The sequence below is a fragment of the Methanobacterium petrolearium genome (genome assembly GCF_017873625.1).
Taxonomy (GTDB): Archaea; Methanobacteriota; Methanobacteria; order Methanobacteriales; family Methanobacteriaceae; genus Methanobacterium; species Methanobacterium petrolearium.
In genome coordinates, this window is record NZ_JAGGKL010000001.1 from 53,075 (window position 1) to 73,833 (window position 20,759).

Genomic DNA, 20,759 nt, shown 5'->3' on the forward strand with positions numbered 1-20,759 from the left:
AAGAGATTAAGATGTCCAACGAAAAATTAGATTTAAATATATCAGGAAATCTAGAAGAATTAATTTCAAGATTTTCAGAATTTTATAGTGATTTCATAGACTTTAATGAAGTTATTTCCAGTTTAAACCATCCACAGGAGCTAGGTTATACTTATGAATTAGTTAATAATTCCACAGTTATTTTAGATCCATTAATAAATGGCCTTAGTGGATTTAATAGAGATTATGCTGATGATTATAAGGATTTTCTTAAATATGCTTATGGAGTGAGACTTAGAAGGGTGGCCTACAAAATCTTACCAACAAATCTTGTGGGAACTGATATTCTTGTGGATTTGACTCGTGGCTGGCCATCTACAACTTTTTCTTACCAAAATTTTATGGAAACATATACTTTATTAGAAAATTTGTATGATAAAAAAGTAAATCATAAAATTGGATGTGAAGATTTATTAAATATCTATTTTAGTGGTTTAGATGAACGTTTATTATATTTTTTAGATGAATTTAACCTGGTAAAAGATGACGATGTCCCTGAACCAACTAAAGAATTTTTTAAAGCAATGAAGTATGTTAAATATCAAGATAACATATTGAAAAATATTTTCTTTGATTTTGAGAAAATAATTGGTGCTTTTTTAACAAATACGTTTGGTAAATGTGACAATTTTCTACATATAGAAAAAAACGTAATACAAACGTTAATTTTTTCCTCAACAGTTACAGATGGAAGAAATGAAATAATAGCTGAAGATATCATAAAAGCTTACAATGCTTATTTCAAACTTCTACAAACAGACGTGACCCAATACTCCATCAGGAAAGACGTTTTTGAGAGCACCAATTACAATAGCTTAAAATCTCGATTTGTTCAGTTTAGTCTAAGAATTGGAATTCTATATGGCTAAAAAAAACAAAGCAAAAAACACCATAATTATCTGTAATACAACATCAATCCAGTAAATAAGGTTCCCCAATGACTGCTGAAACACATGTTGAACTTAAAAACGTGGCAAACGAATTCATAGATTATTTTGGAGACTTTATCAATATTGAAAATGTTATCTTGAACTTAGAAACTCCATGGGAATTGGGTTATTCAAGGGAATTAGTTAAAAATGATTTTTGGTGGCCTGTTATCGAAGGCGTTGGTGGTGATAATTGGGCTTTCCGAAAAGATCATAAAAAATTTCTCAAATACGCATATGATATCAGACTTCGAAGATTAGCATACAAAATTTTACCATTAAATTTTGGAACTTCAAATATTTTTGTAGACTGGAGACGAGGCTGGCCCTCAACCACCTATGACTATGGAATCTTTTCTGATGTTTACACAATACTAGAACAATTGTATTTTATTCAACTTAATCGGAAGCTTGGTTGTGATGATCTTTTGGATCTTTATTTTGGGGGTTTAGATGAGCGTTTGGTTTTTTTCCTGGACGATTTTGACCAAATAAATGATGAAGAAATACCTACACCCACAAAAGAATTTTTCCAAGCCATAAAATATGTTAAATACCAAAATAACACCATAAAAATGATGTTAATTAAACTAGAAGAACTAATCTACCTATCATTAAAAAATACCTTCGGAAATTGCCAACCATACCACAAACTGGAAAAAAATGTTATCAAAACTTTAGTACACTCCTCAGCAATTAAAAACAAAAGAAACGAAATTAAAGTAGAAGACATAATAACCGCCTACAACACCTACTTCAAACTACTACAGACTGATGTGACACAATACAAGCTCAGGAAAAATGTATTCAATAACACTAATTACAACAGCCTCAAAGCCAGATTTGTATATTTCAGCCTAAAAATAGGAATCTCACACGGATAAGTACAGAAACCACCAAAATAGTTTCGCACTCAGATAATAATAGCTAAATGATAGCAGCAACACCAACGTTACTTACAATTTCCCATTCGGACTCGAATACCAGAACACACAATCATACAAACCCCATCCAACAAGCAGATGGAACCTGGAAACTCACCTACACCATACCCAACACTCCTGAAGGAACTTATCCTGTACAACTCACCGCCACTGATAACAACGGCACACAAAAGAATACCACACTCTCCTTCACCTTGATAATACCCCACCACAATTAGATGCCCTATTAACACCTGAACTGGTACGTACAGGTAACGTGCTTACCATAACTACCACCACCAGTTCTGATGCAGAGAAGGTAACTGCAGTTATATTTGGGGAAACCTTGAAACTGAAAAAACAATCCCCTAATACCTGGATGCTCAGATACGCAGTACCAACTGCAACAGACGGATTACAACATCCATATCACTGCCACTGATAAAGCTGGCAACCAGGCACAAAACACCCTTAACTTCACAGTGGATAACACCCCACCCACACTAAACCCCACCTTAAACCATACACTGGTTAAATCAGGTGACAATATCACCATAACAACCACATCAGACCCTGACACCCAATCAGTGAAGGCATACATCCAGGATAACACCTACCAACTCACCAAGAACCAAGACAACACCTGGAGCATGGAATACACCACACCCTTGGTGGGTGATGGGGTCTACTCCATCCTACTCATAGCCCGGGACCTGGTGGGTAACACCAACCACACACCACTCACCTTCATTGTGGATAACACTCCCCCAGTTATAAACCCTGAAATCATTCCAGAAGCAGGTAAACCTGGAGAAACAATAAACATAACCGCGAATGCCTCCGCAGACACGCAGAGTGTGGTGGCTATTATAGGTACACAAAGAATCAACCTCACCTTCACCAATGGAATCTGGACCACCACTTACATCATACCACTAGACGCCACCTTTGACATCCACACCATACGAATAGAAGGAACAGACAACGTGGGAAACATTGGAAAGAACACAGCCAGTTACGAAGTGCTGGATCCTAACCCCATACCTCCCTGGCTTGAAGACCTGATAAACCCAGACACACCTAACCCTGGAAATAAACCAACTATAACAACCAACACCGGACCCGGAAATAATGGAGGCTCAGGTAATGGAGGTTCGGGCAGCGGCTCAGACAATGATGGCTCAGACAGTGGTTCTGGAACAGGCAGTAACTACAACCCCAATACCACCACTCAGCTTGAAGATGACATTGATTACATTCGAAAAAGATTCAGAGACATCACAGGAATTACCAAAGCCCAAGACACCATTGAAGACATCAAACTACCAAACTGGAAACTAACCATCGACCCACCAGACATAGACCAATGGGACATACTCGACATGACAATAAACGCAGCAGGAGAACTACTATTCCTCGGATACGTAGCAACCACACCAGGAGGAAATGAATACCTACAACAAGTACAAACCGGCATGAGCACAGGCATAAAAAGCATTAAAACCGGCCTAAGATACTTCACAAAAGACCGAAGAATTGCTTTTGATCTAATAAAAAAGGGATTTAAAACTATTGGTAAAAGTTTTGTTGATGATAGTTTCATGAAGTCCGTATCAGACAGAACTTTCATGCTTGATCCCAATGTTGCCCAAGAAGCATTAGTGAGGGGCCTGTGCAAAATTTTCCCAAAACAAGCACCAGAAATCCGAACATTCTTCACACTCCTAGGTAGCATAAACTTTATTGAAGACCCATTCGGCATACTTAAAGCATGGGGAGATGTAGTATACAGCCTATTTACAAAAGGAATACCACAAGGCAACTATGAAGAAACCACTCAAAAATTCTGGGAAGCCATTAGAAAAACTTTCACCGAACCAATACCTAATCCACTACCATAACAGGATGTATAATAAAAGTTAAAAAATTCTCATTAAACAACCACCAGGAGACACCACAAAATTGAAAAAAGTAAAAACCTGGATGAAAATAAGCGACGTTTTATCAGACTTCCAAGACAAAATCAACACATCTTTAGGACGAGAAACAAGTTCAGAGTGGAATAAAAGGGTGCTTAAGGAGTATTGTGTTTATTTAAGAGGTTTGAGTGTCCAAGGCCTGCCAGAAATATTGAATGAAATCCAAGATACATGGAATTCTGGATTGTATCAGGATTTTGTATGGGCATTTGGGGAACGAAAAATGGAAAGTCGCCCTTTAACCTTTGAAGAATTAGCCCATAATAAGTTATCAACCTTAGCTGCGACCAATCTACCTTCAACAGGTTTTAATACCCTAATGTCTGGTAAAACCGATTTAAACTTGTTTCGTGCTATGGGACCCATGATTGAGGCAATATACCACTTAAATAGTGGGCGGGCGTTTAATTGGGAGGATATGTTAAATTTAGCATTCAGTGACTTGGAAACACGCCTGATTTTTGCGTTAAATAGGTTTGATGAAGTGAAAGAGGTTCCTGAACCGACTGCTGAGTTTTTCCAAAAACTAAAAGAAACAAGCATGACCAGCGAACAAACCAAAAACCTCGAAGAGAAAATAGGGCTAGTGCTAATACACATAGAGGGCGAAATATTTGGAATGGGATTTGAGAATTCTGTCGAAGATTATTGGCCAACAATGAGCTTATTTATCCAATTTTTAGCAGCTTGTAGTGCTGTGCAACATAACCGTGAAGAAATCGTTAATGAAGATATTATTCGAGCTTATAGAACTTTTTTCAAGCTTATAAAGACTGATGTAACACAGTATAAAGCTGATCCAGAACTCGTACGGGATATGGATGAGGATAATCCAGATTATGAGGATGTTATAGTGTGTAAAAATTGTGGAAGCTATTATAAACTGGAACCAGGTGAATCAGTGGATGATTTCGAAAGCTGCCATTGTGGAGGTGAGTTGAAGCAGGTTCATGATGAAAGAACCTAAAAAAAATAGAGACCCCCTCAATACCCCATACAACACCTGGAGCATGGAATACACCACACCACAAATTGGTGATGGAGTCTACTCCATCCTACTCATGGCCCGGGACCTAGCGGGTAACACCAACCACACACCACTCACCTTCACAGTAGACAACATTCCCCCCATAATCAACCCTGAAATCAGCCCAGAAGCAGCTAAACCTGGAGAAACAATAAACATAACCGTCCATGCCTCCCCCAACACAGAAAGTGTGGTGGCTATTATAGGCACACAAAGAATCACTTTAACATATTCCAACGGAATCTGGACCACCAACTACACCATACCACTAGACACCACCTTCAACATCCACACCATACGAATAGAAGGAACAGACACCGTGGGAAATGTAGGAAAGAACACCGCCAGTTACGAAATACTGGATCCTAATCCCAATCCAAGACCTGGATCTAATCTCGGGCCCAACCCAGGGCCAGGACCTGGGCCTAGTCCTGAACCAGAACCAACACCCGAACCCTTAAACCTAAGCACACAGTTACAACGTGACATAGCCGGAGTACGCCAGGCAGTGCAACAAGGCAGCTTCCAAGACGAAATGAACCGATCATTTATACCCGACTGGAAGGAAGATCCAAGCCCACCACCCACCAATGAAGAATATGAAGGATGGTTAAATACCATGCTAAAATTCTCCGTGGAAGTAGCTATTTTAGCATTCATTGAATTCACACCCAGTGGTGGTTCAGCAACCGGAGAATACCTACAAGGAATAAAAAGCACATTTCTAAACAACTTCAAAGCACTTAATACAATAGTTAGTTACTTTAATAAAATGAAGAACGTGGAGCAAATTTCGAACGCTTTAACTAAAGTAAATAAAGTTATTAATAACCCTACTGTCCAAAAGGCTTTAAAAGCGTGGGACCGCTTTTTAAACAAAGTCGGTTTCAATTATGGAATGTCAGTTTTCAAAAGAGGACTATATAAATTATTCCCAGACAAAAAATCTGAAATAGATTCCCTATTATTATTATTTTCAAGCTGGCAATTCCTCAATGACCCCTATGGCACAATAAACGCCATAATTGACACAATCACGAGCATTATGAAAGGAAAACTTCCCGACCGTGAAAGTTTTGAGAAAATATTTATTTTCGACCCAGTACAAGATAAATAAAACAGAGGCTTATTATGGGCTTTACTGATAGAATGGAAAAGAAAATAGAGGAAATGGATGAGAAACGTCAGCAGGATATGGGGAACCTGTTTAATTATTTGAGTGATCTTGATATTGTGGGGTTAGATGGTATTCTTTCTGAAATTAAAGAAATCAGAGATTCGGGTTTTTATAAAAAGCTCATTGAGGCTTCAAATAATAATAAATATGAAGAAAATGTTGATTTTTTAGGAGATCTGCCAAAACACAGAATAGAAATCTTAGCATATGATAACCTAAAAAAAGGAGGACTATTAACCACTATTTTCACCAAATCAATAATCACAGTCCAAGACACTCTCACCTTGTATTCTTTCATTGAAACAACATATTATCTGCATAAAAATCCATTAGAAAAAGAAGATCTCTTGAACATTTATTTTAGCGGACTAGATGAACGTATAATTTTTGCTCTAGAAAATTTTGACCAAGTTAAACTTGAAGATCTACCAGAACCAACTCCAGAATACATTAAATCACTCGGCAAAACCTATTGGGCTGAAAAAGAACTCTATAAAAAACTAAACGAGTTAATGTTTGAAGTCATGGATTTTAGTTTGAATTATCCCGGCGTTAAATATTCTTATTCCAAATATAGATCTACAGAGGATCTTTTTATTCAATTTTTGGCTGCTTGTAATGCTGTGAATAATGGCCGTTTGGGTATTGGAGTTAATGATACTATTGTGGCTTATAAAACTTTTCTAAAGTTGATTAAAACAGATGTCACAAAATACAAAGCCATCCCTAAACGCATAATCGGTTTAGAAGATCATGGAGCCTATCTGGTTTGTAAAAAATGCGGAACCTATTATCAGATCCCCGAAGGTGAATCTGCAGACGATTATTCCAATGAATGCGAATGCGGAGGCAAATTAAAATACCTGGGCTCACCGCACAACTAAAAACCCTAAATCCATCCTACTCATGGCCCGGGACATGGTCGGTAACACCAACCACACACCACTCACATTCACAGTAGACAACACTCCCCCCATAATCAACCCTGAAATCAACCCAGAAGCAGCTAAACCTGGAGAAACAATAAACATAACCGTCCATGCCTCCCCTGACACGCAGAGTGTAGTGGTCATCATAGGCACACAAAGAATCAACCTCACCTTCACCAACGGAACCGGAATTTGGACCACCAATTACACCATACCACCAGATAGCACATTCGACATCCACACCATACGAATAGAAGGAACCATCAATGCAAGAAATGTTTGGATTTGAATAGATAAAAGATAATTTAAGAAATCCCCCTAAATTGATAATATGGAATATAACTAATTTAAACTTAATTAAGGACTTTTAAACTTCAGGTATGTAATTTAAAAATGAAATAACATGGTTGGAGATTTAAATACTGCGTTTTAACCAGTTCAATAGGTGTTCCTTTGGGAAATCCTGCCAAATACGTGTTGAATGTTTTTTCTGAATTTCCACAGGAAAAAACATGTACCCATAATACTGCAGTACTTCTATTTCCTAAACATTCACCTATCATGTCATTGACCAGAATCGGCGAGTTACTGAAAAAATGAGTATCGTCTGTGGTGTTTTCCGGGCAATCAATTATCCAACAAGCAGATGAATCTGATATTTCAGCCGGATCAGTCATCACATAAAAATCAGTTGAATTCAGCATACTTTGAGTGATTCTAAACGGGTAACAAATCCATCCTGGTTTTTTATTTGGATAATCCACATTCAGATGATCTGATTTTCCCTCAATACCATGATGGGGGCATTGATATTCATAGCTATTCTCTGGTAAACTGGAATTGTATTTCATAGTATCAATGAACACCACGGTGGTGGTGTTGAAAAAATTGCAAAGAACAGACCTGTTTACAACTATCACATCTGTAGAAGAGGACGAGTTTAGTTTTCCCATGGTAACCGGTTCCAGAGATTGATCCATAGGAGCGATGGTCAAACTTGAGTTACAATAGGGAGGGATTACTCTTCCCCTCATTAATTCATCATAATTTTCTTTAAGACAGTTGATTTTTCTAACACTCAGAATGTTGGGGCGAACTTTCATAGTCACCGGATCAACCTCAGCCAATCCTGGTGTTACCCCACAAAAATCCCCTGACTCTTCCCAATTTTCTGGTGATCCCGGATTTTTAATTAACATATCTGCGGCACCTATGGTTATCCTCTCCAAAAAATTGGCATAAGAAGAATCTTGAATCTTCCAGCCAGCAATATCCATGGCATCAGCTGATAGTCCCAACAACACAGTTATTATAATCAAAGCCAGCATTAAATCCATAGAAAATACCATTCCACTGTTTTCTTCTTTAATTTGATAACTTAACATACCATCACTGAAATAGAATTACTAATCATCAAATAGGGGCAACCCATACTTTTTACGGTGGGAATCATCCAAATAAAGGTAAAAATAGTGGGTTCCATTGTTGAAATACACGAGTACGTGCCCAGGATATGTTCCATGACCTGTATCATCAAAAATCACATGATCCGGAGCACTAGTAGCAGTTGCAGAGGAATTATTTGATGAAGATAGGTTAACTGATGGTGCAGGTACAATGAAGGTTTCCATACCATAGTGTGGACATACACCCTTCCCCTCCAGCCTGCAGAGAAAACAGGCCCCATCACTACTTTCATGATAAAAACCGTTATCTAAGCAATTTTTGAGGTTCATAAGATCTTGAGAACTTCCATGAAGATCATAAGGATCATATGGGCATTTTTTTATGTATAATGGTGATGTGGCGTTTTCATAAGCTTCTGAATTGGTAATCCCCCTTGATTTGAGATAATTAGACAAACTATGACCATATATTATTTTATCTTCCCCGATAGTTGCACCCCCATGTTCCCTGCACTTAACAAAGGGTAAAGGATCCATAATTGGAAAAGAATCGTTGATAAGAGAAATATTTTGAGTCAAATTCTCTTGATGTTTAAGTTCACCTTTTTCTACCTTAATTTTCGATTTAACCTCTATCTGAAAGGGATCTTGACTATTATCCACGTACACTACATCGCAATTAGCCTTAATACCCAAATAATTATATCTTGAACACCAAATATCCATCCGTCTCTGCATTTCATCCCTAATCGTCTTTCTACTATCTGAAAGAGGAACTCCGCTTTTAATTACCCCTTCAGTTTTATCTTTTACCACTTCTCTTCCTATTTGAGGCATATTTGTTTCCAGATCTTTTGTTACACCCAAGACATCTTCTGACGTTAGAACGGATTGTTGAACATCTGCTTGGCCAACTGCCATATTAATAAATACCAATACCATTAGAACCGCCGGTAAGATAAGCAAAAATGAAGTTAAGCTCATTACGTAACCTTTATCATTCATTATTTTTTTCCTGACATTTTTTTTGTTGGAGATCACAGCCTGAGTACAAATTAATATTTGTTATAATAATAGTATTAATTAATATTAATTAATAAAAATGTAATACAATATAAAGTTATTCCAAAAACAAAAAAATATATTAATCACTCGAATATAACTCCAGCCAAGGTGCATCAAAAATTTGTATCTATTCACTGCATCATCATAAAACATTAAAACATCAGGATTTATATAAAAGGGATTACACGATTATTATAACTAAAATCTAAAAATATACTGATTAAATTTTTTGTTAAATTACAATTAAATCAAAGATTAGCGAGGTATAAAATGAAAGATATCGTAAGAGGTTGGCGTCATATTCCACAACGTTATAATCTCATTGGATCGAAGTGTTTACAGTGCGGTGAAGTGTTTTTCCCCATGAGAGTCATCTGCCCAAAATGCAGACGAAAGGGCAAATTAGAAGATATAAAGTTCAGTGGTAATGGTAAAATCCACAGTTACTCAGTTATACACACACCAACTGATGAATTTAAGAACATATCTCCCTATGCTGTTGCAATCATTGAACTTGAAGAAGGAGCAAAAATTACAAGCCAAATTGTGGACTGTAACATCGATGATGTTGAGATAGGCCAGGATGTGGAGTTAGTATTCAGGAAAATTAGAGCAGAAGGCGATGAAGGAGTTATATCATATGGCTACAAATTCAAACTCAAACAGTAAGATAGGTGTGCTGTTAGTGGGCCACGGAAGCAGGTTACCCTATAGTAAAGAAGTCATAAGCCAGTTAGCAGATCTTTACAGTCAAAAATCAGAATATCCTGTGGAAGTAGGTTTTATGGAGATGAGTAAACCATCCATCCCAACATCCCTTAATAAATTAGCCGAGAAGGGTGTGGAAAAGATTGTAGTAACTCCAGTATTCCTAGCACATGGAGTGCATACCACTAAAGACATTCCAGGTATTCTAGGATTGAACAATGGAGATGACACCCATGGGCATGGGCATGGGCACGAACATGGGCATAGCCACAAACACGACGAAAACGAAGAGATCGATTTCAATGGGGAGATAATCTACACTGAACCTTTAGGTCCAGACCCTAAAATCGTTGACATAATAAAGGAAAGGATTGATGGTGCTCTTTAAAGATAATGCCTTCTAAAAATTTTAAAAATCAGGAAAATCTTAAAATTTCCCATTTGGGTGAGAAAAAACTAATCAAACGACTCCTCTCAAGGAGCCGTGCCCTTCAACCTGATTCACCTTTTTTTGATGAATTTTATTTTAAAAGCCTCAGTGATGATGCTGCACTACTAAATATTGATGATAACTATCTGGTAGTTACTTCTGACCTTTTAATTGAATCAACCCATTTTCCATCAAAAATGAGTGCCTATCAAAAAGGTATGAAAGTAGTTACAGTTAATGTGAGTGACCTGGCGGCCATGGGGGCTAAACCCATTGGTTTTATATTGTCTCTAGGATTACCCCGGGAACTTTCCTTGAATGAATTCGATGCAACTATGGAAGGAGTGCTGCAAGCCTGCAAGGAATATGGAATGGGACTTATGGGTGGTGACACCAATCAGTCAGATGAACTTATCCTCAGTGGGACCTGTTTAGGTATGGTAGATAAAGAAAAGGTTCTTTTGAAAGAAGGTGCCCATAAAGGAGACATAGTGGCAGTTACTGGGCCCCTGGGTGTGGCAGCGGCAGGATTTGAATTTTTATTATATCCCCCATCAAATGATGGTTCTAAATCAAATGATCATGGAGAAAAATTTGCAGAACGTTTTAAACCTACTACCCTCGAATTAATCGAGAAACATGCACTTCAACCCCATGCCAGGTTAAAAGAAGGAATATTGCTGGCAGATAGTGGTGCAGTGACGTCTGCCACAGATATAACCGATGGTTTGGCCAGTGAAGTGGGTGAACTGGTGGCAGCCTCCTCAGGCAGGGTGGGAATAACTCTTTTTCAGGATATGATCCCTATCATTCCCGAGGTGAAGGAGGTTGCAGCTGCTTTAAACAAAAACCCTCTGGACTTGGCATTATATTATGGTGAGGACTTTGAACTCCTTTTAACAGTTCAAAAAGATGAATTTGAACAATTGAAGGATGAATTTGATCTTATTCCTGTGGGTGTGGTGACCGATTCGGGTCAGATGGAAATAGTAGATAAAGCTGGAAAAACAAAAATATTAGAGCCAAAAGGTTACCAGCACTTTAAGTGATTATGTAATTATAATCTAATCATCCTGATTGTAAATTTTTTTTAATTAGGACCTTTATTATTCAGGTTCATTGAATTGTTTAATTTAGTAAAAAGTTTGATTTGGCAAAGGACATTTCACTGTATTGGAAATGGAAAACTGGGGGTTTTTTATGAAAAAGGAAGCTATTCTCTATGAAAAGTTAGATGGGGTTTTAAACTGCCAGATTTGCAACCGTCGCTGTATTGTTTCCAATGGTAAGACTGGTTTTTGTGGTATGCGACGAAATGAAGAGGGGGTAATGTACACTCTTAACTATGCTGCTGCTTCCTCAGTGGCTGTAGATCCAATTGAAAAGAAACCTCTTTTCCATTTTTATCCAGGTAGTCTTTCATTAAGTTTGGGAAGTGTTGGTTGCAATTTCCGTTGTCCCTACTGCCAGAATTGGACCATATCACAGGCAGATCTGGAGAAAATAGGAACCAGAGATATCCCTCCTGAGGAGGCTATGAAGATGGCTCAGGATAATCTCTGCCAGTCCATCTCCTGGACCTATAACGAACCAACCATGTGGTTTGAATACACCTATGACTCGGCTAAACTCGCCCAAAAGGACAATTTAAAGACCGTTTATGTAACTAATGGGTACATGAGTGAAGAATCCCTGGATCTCATCAGCCCATATCTGGATGCGGCCAATGTTGATCTGAAGGGAATGTCAGATAAGTTCTACCAGGAACTGTGCCAGGCCCGGTTGGAACCTGTGCTGGAAAACATCCGGACCATGCATGATAATGGCATCCATATTGAAATCACCAATCTGGTGATACCCGGATACAATGATTCAGAAGAGGATCTCAATGCACTGGTAAAATTCATAGCTGATGTAGGTGTGGAGATCCCTCTACACTTCACACGCTTCTATCCCCATTACCATATGAAACAGGTGCCTCCAACTCCAGTGGCCACCCTGGAGAAAGCTCAAAAAATGGCTATGGACGCTGGGATTAAATATGTGTATGTGGGGAATGTTCCCGGCAGTGATGGTGAGAATACAAGGTGTCCTGAATGCCAAGAACTGCTCATAAACAGAGATGGTTTCAGTATCAGAGCCAACAATCTGAAAAAAGATAAAAAATGCCCTATTTGTGGAGAGAAGATTGATATTGTGGTTTAATTTTGAATTTAAGAAATTTTAAACGTTTAAAAAAAAAAATTCTAAAAAAAGTAAAATCTGAAAATTATAAAAATAAAATAAAATAAGAAATAGAAGAGAATAGGGGTTTTATCTAAGTTAAATGCTCAAAAAATCTAATCAGAGAAACTAACCCTTTCAAACTTCTCTAACTTGTCCAATGGTTTGGTTGCATCCACCCCTACTTTAGTGGTGGTGCCATCAGGCTTGGCACAGGGGTCCAAGGATGATCCACGGGCACCTGGGACTATGAGTATGTCTTCATCACCTTTCACCCTGGTGGCAATGGCGTATTCAATATCTTCAGCATCGAAGATGTCCACATCTTCATCCACTACCACACAGTGTTTAAGTGAGGGATGAGCGGCCAGAGCCGCCATTATAACGTTTTTACCATCACCCTGAGTCTGTTTCTGTATGGATACCGCAGCATGTAACCAGCAACAGCCCCCTTCTGTAAGGGCAACGTTTTTCACTGTGGGTACTGTGTTTTGAACTGCGTTAAATATTCTTGGTTCCTGGGGAAGGCCCTGCAGGAGTTTGTGCTCGAAACCAGCAGGCATTATTGCATGATAAATTGAATCATGACGGTAATGCATTTTATCCAGTTCAATTACCGGTTCTTGACGTACCACATCGTAAGTATCGGTGAGGTCCACAAATGGGCCTTCTTCAGCCCTTTCATGAGGTAACATACGCCCTTCCAGGAGTATTTCGCATTCAGGAACCTTCAAATCCACCGTTTCGCAGTTTATGAGTTTCATTTTTCCCTGGTGGAAATGGTTGGCCACTTCCAGTTCATCCACGTTAATGGGCACCGAAGTGGTGGTAGCCAGCAGAGTAGCTGGATGCATTCCTATGGCAATGGCCAGTTCCAGTGGTTCATCCAATTCTTCAGCACGTTTATGATAGGTATAAAGGTGACGAGGGACTATTCGAGCCGTAAGTCGGTCTTTTCCCAGTAAAAGCATACGGTGAATGGATGCATTGCGAATTCCAGTTTCTGGGTCCTTGGCAATGATCACCCCTGAAGTGATATAGGGACCCCCATCACGTTGGTAATAGGTCAGAACAGGTACTTCGGTGAGATCTGCTGACTTAGACACGCCGAAACAGTCCCTCACATCTACATAATCATTTATGGGCTGAGGATTGTTGGTTGCATCCATTATTTTTTGGGTGATTCCTGCCACATCGGTGTTTAAAGCCCTTGCGATCTTTTCACGGGTGTTGCAGATCCCGGACACCACCTTCATATCTGATTCTTTTACATTTCCCATGATGAGAGTGTCTTTAGGGTATTTTCTCAAAAATTCAGCGGCTTCAAGATTGGTTGAAACCTCATCTTCAATTTCAATAACATTAAAATCTTTTTTAAGGATTTCTAAAAATTTCTGCATAAAATCACCAACAATTCATCTGATACTATATTATAACAAACGTTAATAGGAGTACTGCAAATATTAAGAACCATATTAAATTTCCAGGACACCAAAATCTGCTTGTAGAACAGGTTTTTGGTATTTTTTTCATCTTTTTTTCCATTGTAATTCACATATCATTATTATGGCTCATTTTATGAATATATTTAACGTATATAAATTCTCGTGAATAAACTAGATATTCCCAAAAAATGATTCAGGCCAGGCAATATAGCCAAACAAACATTCAATAAAAACATTTTTTATTTATAACGTTATGCCAAATATTTTATAAATAAACTATTAAAACAACTTATCTATAAAACCACAACAAAAGAACATTTTAAATAAACTTATTTAATTTTAAATAAACTTATTTAATTTTAAATAAACTTATTTAATTTTAAATAAACTTATTATGATATTTACCGTTTACAGTTAATATTCCCCTTAAACCTTAAAAGATCATTTTTAATCAGTTCATCACCAATACTTAACATTTCAGCGGCGAGTATGGCTGCGTTCCCACCTGAATCTACACCCACAGTTGCCACCGGCACTCCAGGAGGCATGTTCACCATGGAAAGTAGTGCATCTATTCCTTCCATCCTTATTGCACATGGCACTCCAATGACTGGTTTTTCTGTGTAGGCCACTACTGCTCCTGTTACGTGGGCAGACAGGCCAGATATGGCAATGAATATTTTGGCATCTTTATTTCTTTTAAGGAAACTCGCAAATTTTTCCGGAGATCTGACTGGTGATACCACTGTAGAGTCGTGGGTAATGTTTAGTTTATCTAAGAACATAGTTGTCTTTTTAGCCACTTTGATATCGCTGTAACTCCCTGAAATCACCGCTACCTGTGGTGGGTGGGGATTATCTACTAGTTCTCCAGGATGAGTTGTGGTTTGAGTTTTATCCTTAGAACCTGCATTTTTAGTTTCTCTGGCTTTGGTTTCATCATATGAATCCTGGCTGATTTTGCTGTAATATTTTCCTTTTAACATTGGGGAAAGGTTTGCTTCATCTATAGAAATTTTAGAATAAAAATCGTGCCTGAAGACGGATAGCCTTTTTCTCACGTCCCTATTCTGGATTCCTATAATTTGAGCCGCCAGTATTGCAGCGTTTTCCCCCCTATCAATCCCTACAGTCGCTACTGGTGCGCCTAATGGCATCTGCACTGATGCAAAAAGTGCATCCAACCCTGCCACTTTAACTTCCACTGGCACTCCAACCACAGGTTTATGGGTGATTCCGGCTATGATACCAGGTAGGTGTGCTGATAGTCCTGCTATGCCTATGAAAACATCGACTCCGTTTTGGGTTGCAGTTTTTACTATTTTTTTAACTTTTTCGTGGGTTCGGTGGGCTGAAGCCACTCTCAAATCATAATATATTTCCAGTTTTTCCAGTATGCCAATGGCTTTTTCGGCAATTTTAAAATCAGAAGCACTGCCCAGTATGATCATAACCTTTGGTTCCATGATAAACTCCACTTTCTAATGAGTATTGTAATATAATTTTAATCTGGCTGTAAACCATTACACATAAAATGTTTTATGCCCAAAACTGATAATATACTTTTGTAAATAAACCATTTAAAAAAATCAGAATTCTGATAACATCTTTTATAAGTCAGTATAGTTAACATGTAAGGTAAGAATTAGAGGTGTAATTTAAGTGTCTTGGATTATTTTACTACTTGTCCTGATCATCGCTTCAGTGCGAACCATGAATTCAAAAAAACCGATGAGCGTATCAGTCATAATACCTGCCTACAATGAAGAAAAAACCGTTGCTAACGTTGTAGGTGTGGTTAAATCCTTGAACTATGTTGACGAGATCATTGTAGTTAACGATGGATCAGTAGATGGCACAGAGCAGAAGGCTCTAGAAGCAGGAGCAACTGTTTTAAGCCACGTCAAAAATCAGGGAAAGGGTGCTGCTATTAAAACTGGTTTTAAAAACTCTAAAGGAGAGATAGTACTATTTTTAGATGCTGATCTCCATAAATTAATGCCCAAACAAGTGGATAAAATGATCAAACCCATTTTAAATGGGGAATCTGACGTTGTCAAGACTAAATTCAAAAGAGAAGCTGGAAGAGTAACAGAACTCACAGCTAAACCTTTGTTAAACTTTTTTTTCCCAGAAATCAAGTTTGAACAACCTCTCAGTGGTCAATTTGCAGCCAAAAGATCTTTCCTGAAAAACATCGAACTGGAAGATGACTACGGTGTGGATGTGGGAATAGTACTGGACGCAGATGTTATGGGAGCACGGGTAAAGGAGGTGGATATTGGGAATATAAGCCATACCATGTCCTCGCTCTATGAACTAAACATTGTGGCTACCGAAGTGGTGCGGACCATTGTGGACCGGGCCAACATCTACGGTAGAATCACCATGATCGACTCCCTGGGAAGATACATAAGGATGGGAGTTTTAGGACTTTCATTAACCACTTTAGGATTTTTCTTTCTGTTCTTCATCAGAATTAGACCTTCATACTTAGCCCTGTATCTGGGCTTCGCTATAATCATAATCGGCATTATAATGGCCGCCTATTATATAGTTAAAATACTCCGAGCATCCATCAAAACCATCTTAAGGCCGGATTCTAAGTCCCGTAACCTTAGATCCTTCTTCTATATGCATTCGCCCCTGATAGTTTCTGCTTTGATCATGTTCGCAGTTCTTTTTACCATGTTGGGCTCGGTTCATGTGGACGAAGGGAAGATTTCCATTGAACCTGCAGCCAGAAATGTGATATTTTGGAAGCAACCCGTAGAAAACCAGACCATCGACATCAGAGGACCTTACACTGTGGACAGTGCCATTGAAAATGAGAGTTCCATTATCAGAATGCCTGAAGATGCCATGAAAACACTTGAATTAAATTACGGAGATAGTATAATAATAGGTGATGAGAGTTATGCCCTTAGACCACCTATTGATGGTGAAGACAGCATAATGAGGATACCCTATGATGCCAGAACCACCATGGGTTTAAATGTGGGTGATGTTATCAGCGACGGTGAACTGCGTAATTTATTTAAAGACATCTATGCTGAGAAGAAAATTTCGCTAAACACATCCAACATAACCGCTACCGAAGGAACAATAATAAAAAACACAGCCAAAGATGCCAAAATCATCAATTTATATCTTAATAATAAAAAAATTGGCAGTACATCTGGTATTTTGAAAGATGGGAATTACCGGATCTATGTGGATGGTTATCTATACAAAATAATCACTATTGACAAAGATGCCAATCAAAAAACGTTTTTGGTAACTGATGGTGACGATGTGATTAAAATTGAAGTTGCTGGAGATGTTAAGTCCAGTAATGAGTTCCCTACTTCAGATAATGGGATTCTGTTCTATTTCAACTTCTAATTTTTTACCTAATTTTTTCCAAAACATGAAAAATAATTGGAGATTCTTCACTGAATTTGCCACATCTTGGTAAGAAAATAAGGAAATTGAAAAATTAATAAGTAAAATTGGGATTAAATTAAAATGATTTAATAGTAAACTTTAACTGCCTCTTCGATATCATCATACATCCCCAGAGCAGCTAAAGCGCCTATTTTTCCCTGAGAACCGGTAACTTCGATTAATTCCACCCCAACAGCCTCAGCCACATTTTCAGCTTTTTCAAGAGTTATCATGGACTTTTTAGCGTCTTCACCATAAAATTTAAGTTTTTCCGGAACTTCAATCCCTTCAAGAACTGCAATAGCTGTTTTATCAGATAATGTACCCTTTTTAAGTAGTTTTACTACCTCACGAACCAGATCATCTTTTTGTCCGGGTTTGACCGCGAAGACCAGTGCTATACCCACACAGTTCTGGGTTTTGTTGGGGTTGTGAGGATATAATTGGACTGTTACATGATCCAGATATTCATATCCTTGTTTAGCTATTTGTACGCCTACATTGTGCGCAAGTGTCCAGGTGGCACCTTCATCTTTAGTGTCAGTATCATCGATGCCAATAACTACTTTTTGAAGACGTGGTGTTACCACAGTAGCCCTTCCCACCTTGGATCCTCCCCCCACGTCCCGAAGTTCCACTCTTTTAACACCTTCTGCCATTCCACGGCACATGGCAGCTCCCACACCTGCACCAGCCAGACCAGCATGTACCACTCTAACTTCATCACCCACAACAGAGACTTCTTCGATTCCTGCAGCGTGCAGGCTGGGTTTAAGCCTTAAATTGGATTTTCCCACCTTTACTAGAAATGTGTGCCGGTTTCCATCCCTTTTAGCCTTTAAGACTATGTCACTGCTGTGCTGGTACTGGTAGATCATCCACTGGGATCCTGAAATGCAGGGATGGTACTCCACGATCTCCACCATATTCCCCTCTACCATGGTGAGGATTTTCTGGTATGGTGCGATCCAGGGGTCCTTGAATTTATCCTTTAAATCTTTAGGAGTGAGTGTTTCCATGATATAGTTCTCCAGAAAATGGGTTCAAAAATAACAGAGTCTCTATTTATTAGAGTCCCTTGAAAATAAAGTAAATTGGATAAAAAATGATAAAAAATAATAATCCAATTATTTAAGCCGTTCCGTCATTTTTACTGCGGCTTCCACTGCACGTTTAGCATAGTCCACCCTCTGATGGGCTTCTAAACGGGTCATGCCAGGTCCAGTGATACCTAAAGATACTGGTTTGTCGTATTCCAGGGCCAGGTCAGCGATTTTACGGGAGGCATGCTGAACCACGATTTCATCATGGTCTGTGGATCCTTCAATTACCGCTCCCAGGGTAATCACAGCATCGATGTCATCCTGTTCTAAAAGTTTTTTGATGGCCAGTGGCATGTCAAAAACTCCTGGAACGGTTATCACTTCAGTTATCTCTGATTCTAAAAATTTGGCATGTTCTTTGGCCAGTTCTAACATCATGTGGGTGATGTCATAGTTAAATTCCGCAACTACTGCCCCTAATCTAACTTTCACCATTATTTATACCTCTTTTAACACTTTTATTTATATAAATCAAATTTACTCACTTAACCAAGCCCATCAAACCATTTTATACTTTCCATTATAAGGCCATGGTTATGAAATATGCTACTGAACTAAAAAGCATTACCAATATTATGAAAATAGCGATGATTTGAGATCGTTCCATGTTTTTATCTCCTTTCTTAGTTATGCCATGAATTCGGAAATTTGTTTAAGTGTTTCACCTAATTCCTTTATCTCTTCTCTGGTGTTGTAGTAGTGTATAGATGCTCGAACCGTGCCCCCTAATTGATAAGCACCTACATGCTTTATAGATGGTATTGCACAGTGATATCCGCTTCTAACACATATGGATTTAAGTTCATCCAAGATCTTAGCCAGATCATGAGGGTTTATATTATCTATATTGAAGGAAACTATACCATAAATATTTTCTGGACTTCCATAAATCCGGACTGTTTCTATTTCCCGGATCTCATTATACATGACTTTGGTGAGTTTTCTGGTGTGTTTTTCAACTTCCGACATTCCAATTTTTTCCAAATAGGTTATTGCTGCCCCCAGGCCAATGAACCCGGCAATATTCTGAGTTCCGCCCTCAAAACAGGATGGTGCTTCAATAAGTTTGAAATCTTCTTCAGTGACATCTTCCACTGTTCCCCCTCCCAGGTTAAGGGGTTCCAATTTTCCATGTGAATCATGAGCACAGTAGAGGAACCCTGTCCCCACCGGACCCAGTAATCCTTTATGTCCCGGGAATACCATAAAATCTGCCCCTAACTTGCCTGCATCAATTTTCATGTGCCCTGCAGATTGTGCTGCATCAACCAGGTAAAGTGCATCGTTATCTTCTGCTATTTTACCTAGTTCATCCACTGGTTGGACCGATCCGATGGAGTTAGAAACATGGGTGATGCTTACCAGCCTAGTGTTCCGATCAACCAGGTTTTCAACTGTTTCTGGGTGTACAATACCATTATCATCGGCTTTCACTATTCTGACTTCAACACCCTGACTTTGCAAGTTGAGCCATGGAACCAGGTTGGAGTGATGTTCAATGTTGGGAACCACGATATTTTCACCTTTTTGAAATTCAATTCCATGGGCCACAATGTTTATGGCTTCTGTAGTGTTTTTAGTAAATATTATCTCATTAGGATCTGATTTAACGAATTTAGCAATGATTTCTCTGGCATTGTCCAATTCTTGGGTTGCTCTAAGTGCTAATCTGTACGCTCCTCTCCCGGTGTTAACATTGTAATTATAAAAATAGTCACACATGGCCTTTACCACTGGTCGAGGTGTGGGAGTGGTGCTGGCAGCATCCAGATATATGATCTCATCCAGTAGGGGAATATCTCTTCTAACATCATCAGTTTTCATAGCATAGCCTAAATTTTGCTTTAAATCTAGTTATGATATGATTTGATGTGGTATATAAAATTTGAAAATAATCGTCTAATTACAAGTTGTTAACATCTTACTGTAATAAAAAAAATATAGAAAATT

At 38.5% G+C, this 20,759-nt stretch carries 21 protein-coding genes; 14 read left to right on the top strand and 7 right to left on the bottom strand.

What is annotated here, in order from left to right; translation table 11 throughout:
• The first annotated feature begins 11 nt into the window (after positions 1–11).
• The 9 genes from J2743_RS00255 to J2743_RS00295 all read left to right on the top strand — a co-directional run bounded on the left by J2743_RS00255 (position 12) and on the right by J2743_RS00295 (position 7,292).
• A complete protein-coding gene (locus tag J2743_RS00255; protein WP_209624219.1) occupies positions 12–908 on the top strand; it encodes a hypothetical protein in 897 nt (298 codons plus the stop codon).
• A 68-nt stretch (positions 909–976) separates the two neighbouring features.
• Positions 977–1,852: a hypothetical protein gene (locus tag J2743_RS00260; protein ID WP_209624222.1), complete on the top strand. Its 876-nt coding sequence runs from the start codon at positions 977–979 to the stop codon at positions 1,850–1,852.
• A 47-nt stretch (positions 1,853–1,899) separates the two neighbouring features.
• Positions 1,900–2,130, top strand: coding sequence for an Ig-like domain-containing protein (locus J2743_RS00265; RefSeq protein ID WP_209624224.1), 231 nt, complete (start codon positions 1,900–1,902; stop codon positions 2,128–2,130).
• Positions 2,131–2,168: 38 nt separating this feature from the next.
• Positions 2,169–2,333: a hypothetical protein gene (locus tag J2743_RS00270; RefSeq protein WP_209624226.1), complete on the top strand. Its 165-nt coding sequence runs from the start codon at positions 2,169–2,171 to the stop codon at positions 2,331–2,333.
• A gap of 40 nt (positions 2,334–2,373) precedes the next feature.
• A complete protein-coding gene (locus tag J2743_RS00275; protein ID WP_209624228.1) occupies positions 2,374–3,792 on the top strand; it encodes an Ig-like domain-containing protein in 1,419 nt (472 codons plus the stop codon).
• A 61-nt stretch (positions 3,793–3,853) separates the two neighbouring features.
• Entirely contained in the window at positions 3,854–4,837 is a 984-nt protein-coding gene (locus J2743_RS00280) for a hypothetical protein (RefSeq protein ID WP_209624230.1), read from the top strand.
• A complete protein-coding gene (locus J2743_RS00285) occupies positions 4,824–6,014 on the top strand; it encodes a hypothetical protein (RefSeq protein WP_209624232.1) in 1,191 nt (396 codons plus the stop codon). The genes J2743_RS00280 and J2743_RS00285 overlap by 14 nt, the downstream gene beginning before the upstream one ends.
• A 14-nt stretch (positions 6,015–6,028) precedes the next feature.
• Positions 6,029–6,958: a hypothetical protein gene (locus J2743_RS00290; RefSeq protein ID WP_209624235.1), complete on the top strand. Its 930-nt coding sequence runs from the start codon at positions 6,029–6,031 to the stop codon at positions 6,956–6,958.
• 34 nt (positions 6,959–6,992) lie between these two features.
• Complete coding sequence (locus tag J2743_RS00295) at positions 6,993–7,292, top strand: hypothetical protein (protein ID WP_209624237.1); 300 nt, start codon at positions 6,993–6,995, stop codon at positions 7,290–7,292.
• An 85-nt stretch (positions 7,293–7,377) separates the two neighbouring features.
• Here J2743_RS00295 and J2743_RS00300 read toward each other — a convergent pair whose 3' ends face one another.
• Together J2743_RS00300 and J2743_RS00305 are read right to left on the bottom strand one after the other, a co-directional pair.
• Positions 7,378–8,388 carry a hypothetical protein gene (locus J2743_RS00300; protein WP_209624239.1) on the bottom strand — a complete coding sequence of 337 codons (1,011 nt, stop codon included), beginning with the start codon at positions 8,386–8,388 and terminating at the stop codon, positions 7,378–7,380.
• Positions 8,389–8,409: 21 nt separating this feature from the next.
• Positions 8,410–9,414 carry a hypothetical protein gene (locus J2743_RS00305; protein WP_209624242.1) on the bottom strand — a complete coding sequence of 335 codons (1,005 nt, stop codon included), beginning with the start codon at positions 9,412–9,414 and terminating at the stop codon, positions 8,410–8,412.
• Positions 9,415–9,744: 330 nt separating this feature from the next.
• Between J2743_RS00305 and J2743_RS00310 the strand changes: the two genes are divergently transcribed.
• The 4 genes from J2743_RS00310 to amrS all read left to right on the top strand — a co-directional run bounded on the left by J2743_RS00310 (position 9,745) and on the right by amrS (position 12,817).
• Entirely contained in the window at positions 9,745–10,143 is a 399-nt protein-coding gene (locus tag J2743_RS00310; RefSeq protein WP_209624244.1) for a Zn-ribbon domain-containing OB-fold protein, read from the top strand.
• Complete coding sequence (cfbA, locus tag J2743_RS00315; RefSeq protein ID WP_245247878.1) at positions 10,115–10,570, top strand: sirohydrochlorin nickelochelatase; 456 nt, start codon at positions 10,115–10,117, stop codon at positions 10,568–10,570. The genes J2743_RS00310 and cfbA overlap by 29 nt, the downstream gene beginning before the upstream one ends.
• Before the next feature lie 5 nt (positions 10,571–10,575).
• Positions 10,576–11,661 (top strand): thiamine-phosphate kinase, encoded by a 1,086-nt coding sequence (thiL, locus tag J2743_RS00320; RefSeq protein ID WP_209624248.1) that lies wholly within the window; start codon positions 10,576–10,578, stop codon positions 11,659–11,661.
• Between the two features lie 151 nt (positions 11,662–11,812).
• Positions 11,813–12,817 carry an AmmeMemoRadiSam system radical SAM enzyme gene (gene amrS / locus J2743_RS00325; protein WP_209624250.1) on the top strand — a complete coding sequence of 335 codons (1,005 nt, stop codon included), beginning with the start codon at positions 11,813–11,815 and terminating at the stop codon, positions 12,815–12,817.
• 134 nt (positions 12,818–12,951) lie between these two features.
• Here the strand turns inward: amrS and J2743_RS00330 are convergent, their stop codons facing one another.
• The gene (locus J2743_RS00330) at positions 12,952–14,235 is read right to left on the bottom strand and encodes a UbiD family decarboxylase (protein ID WP_209624252.1); all 1,284 of its coding nucleotides are present in this window, start codon (positions 14,233–14,235) and stop codon (positions 12,952–12,954) included.
• A gap of 446 nt (positions 14,236–14,681) precedes the next feature.
• Positions 14,682–15,746, bottom strand: a complete 1,065-nt coding sequence (gene purE / locus J2743_RS00335; protein ID WP_209624254.1) for a 5-(carboxyamino)imidazole ribonucleotide mutase — start codon at positions 15,744–15,746, stop codon at positions 14,682–14,684.
• Positions 15,747–15,942: 196 nt separating this feature from the next.
• Between purE and J2743_RS00340 the strand changes: the two genes are divergently transcribed.
• Positions 15,943–17,664 (top strand): glycosyltransferase, encoded by a 1,722-nt coding sequence (locus tag J2743_RS00340; protein WP_209624256.1) that lies wholly within the window; start codon positions 15,943–15,945, stop codon positions 17,662–17,664.
• 128 nt (positions 17,665–17,792) lie between these two features.
• Here the strand turns inward: J2743_RS00340 and mmp11 are convergent, their stop codons facing one another.
• The 3 genes from mmp11 to J2743_RS00355 form a co-directional block, all read right to left on the bottom strand.
• A complete protein-coding gene (gene mmp11, locus J2743_RS00345) occupies positions 17,793–18,725 on the bottom strand; it encodes a methanogenesis marker protein 11 (protein ID WP_209624258.1) in 933 nt (310 codons plus the stop codon).
• A 108-nt stretch (positions 18,726–18,833) separates the two neighbouring features.
• Entirely contained in the window at positions 18,834–19,244 is a 411-nt protein-coding gene (ribH, locus tag J2743_RS00350) for a 6,7-dimethyl-8-ribityllumazine synthase (protein WP_209624260.1), read from the bottom strand.
• A gap of 192 nt (positions 19,245–19,436) precedes the next feature.
• Positions 19,437–20,633, bottom strand: a complete 1,197-nt coding sequence (locus J2743_RS00355) for an aminotransferase class V-fold PLP-dependent enzyme (RefSeq protein ID WP_209624262.1) — start codon at positions 20,631–20,633, stop codon at positions 19,437–19,439.
• Positions 20,634–20,759 lie beyond the last annotated feature (126 nt).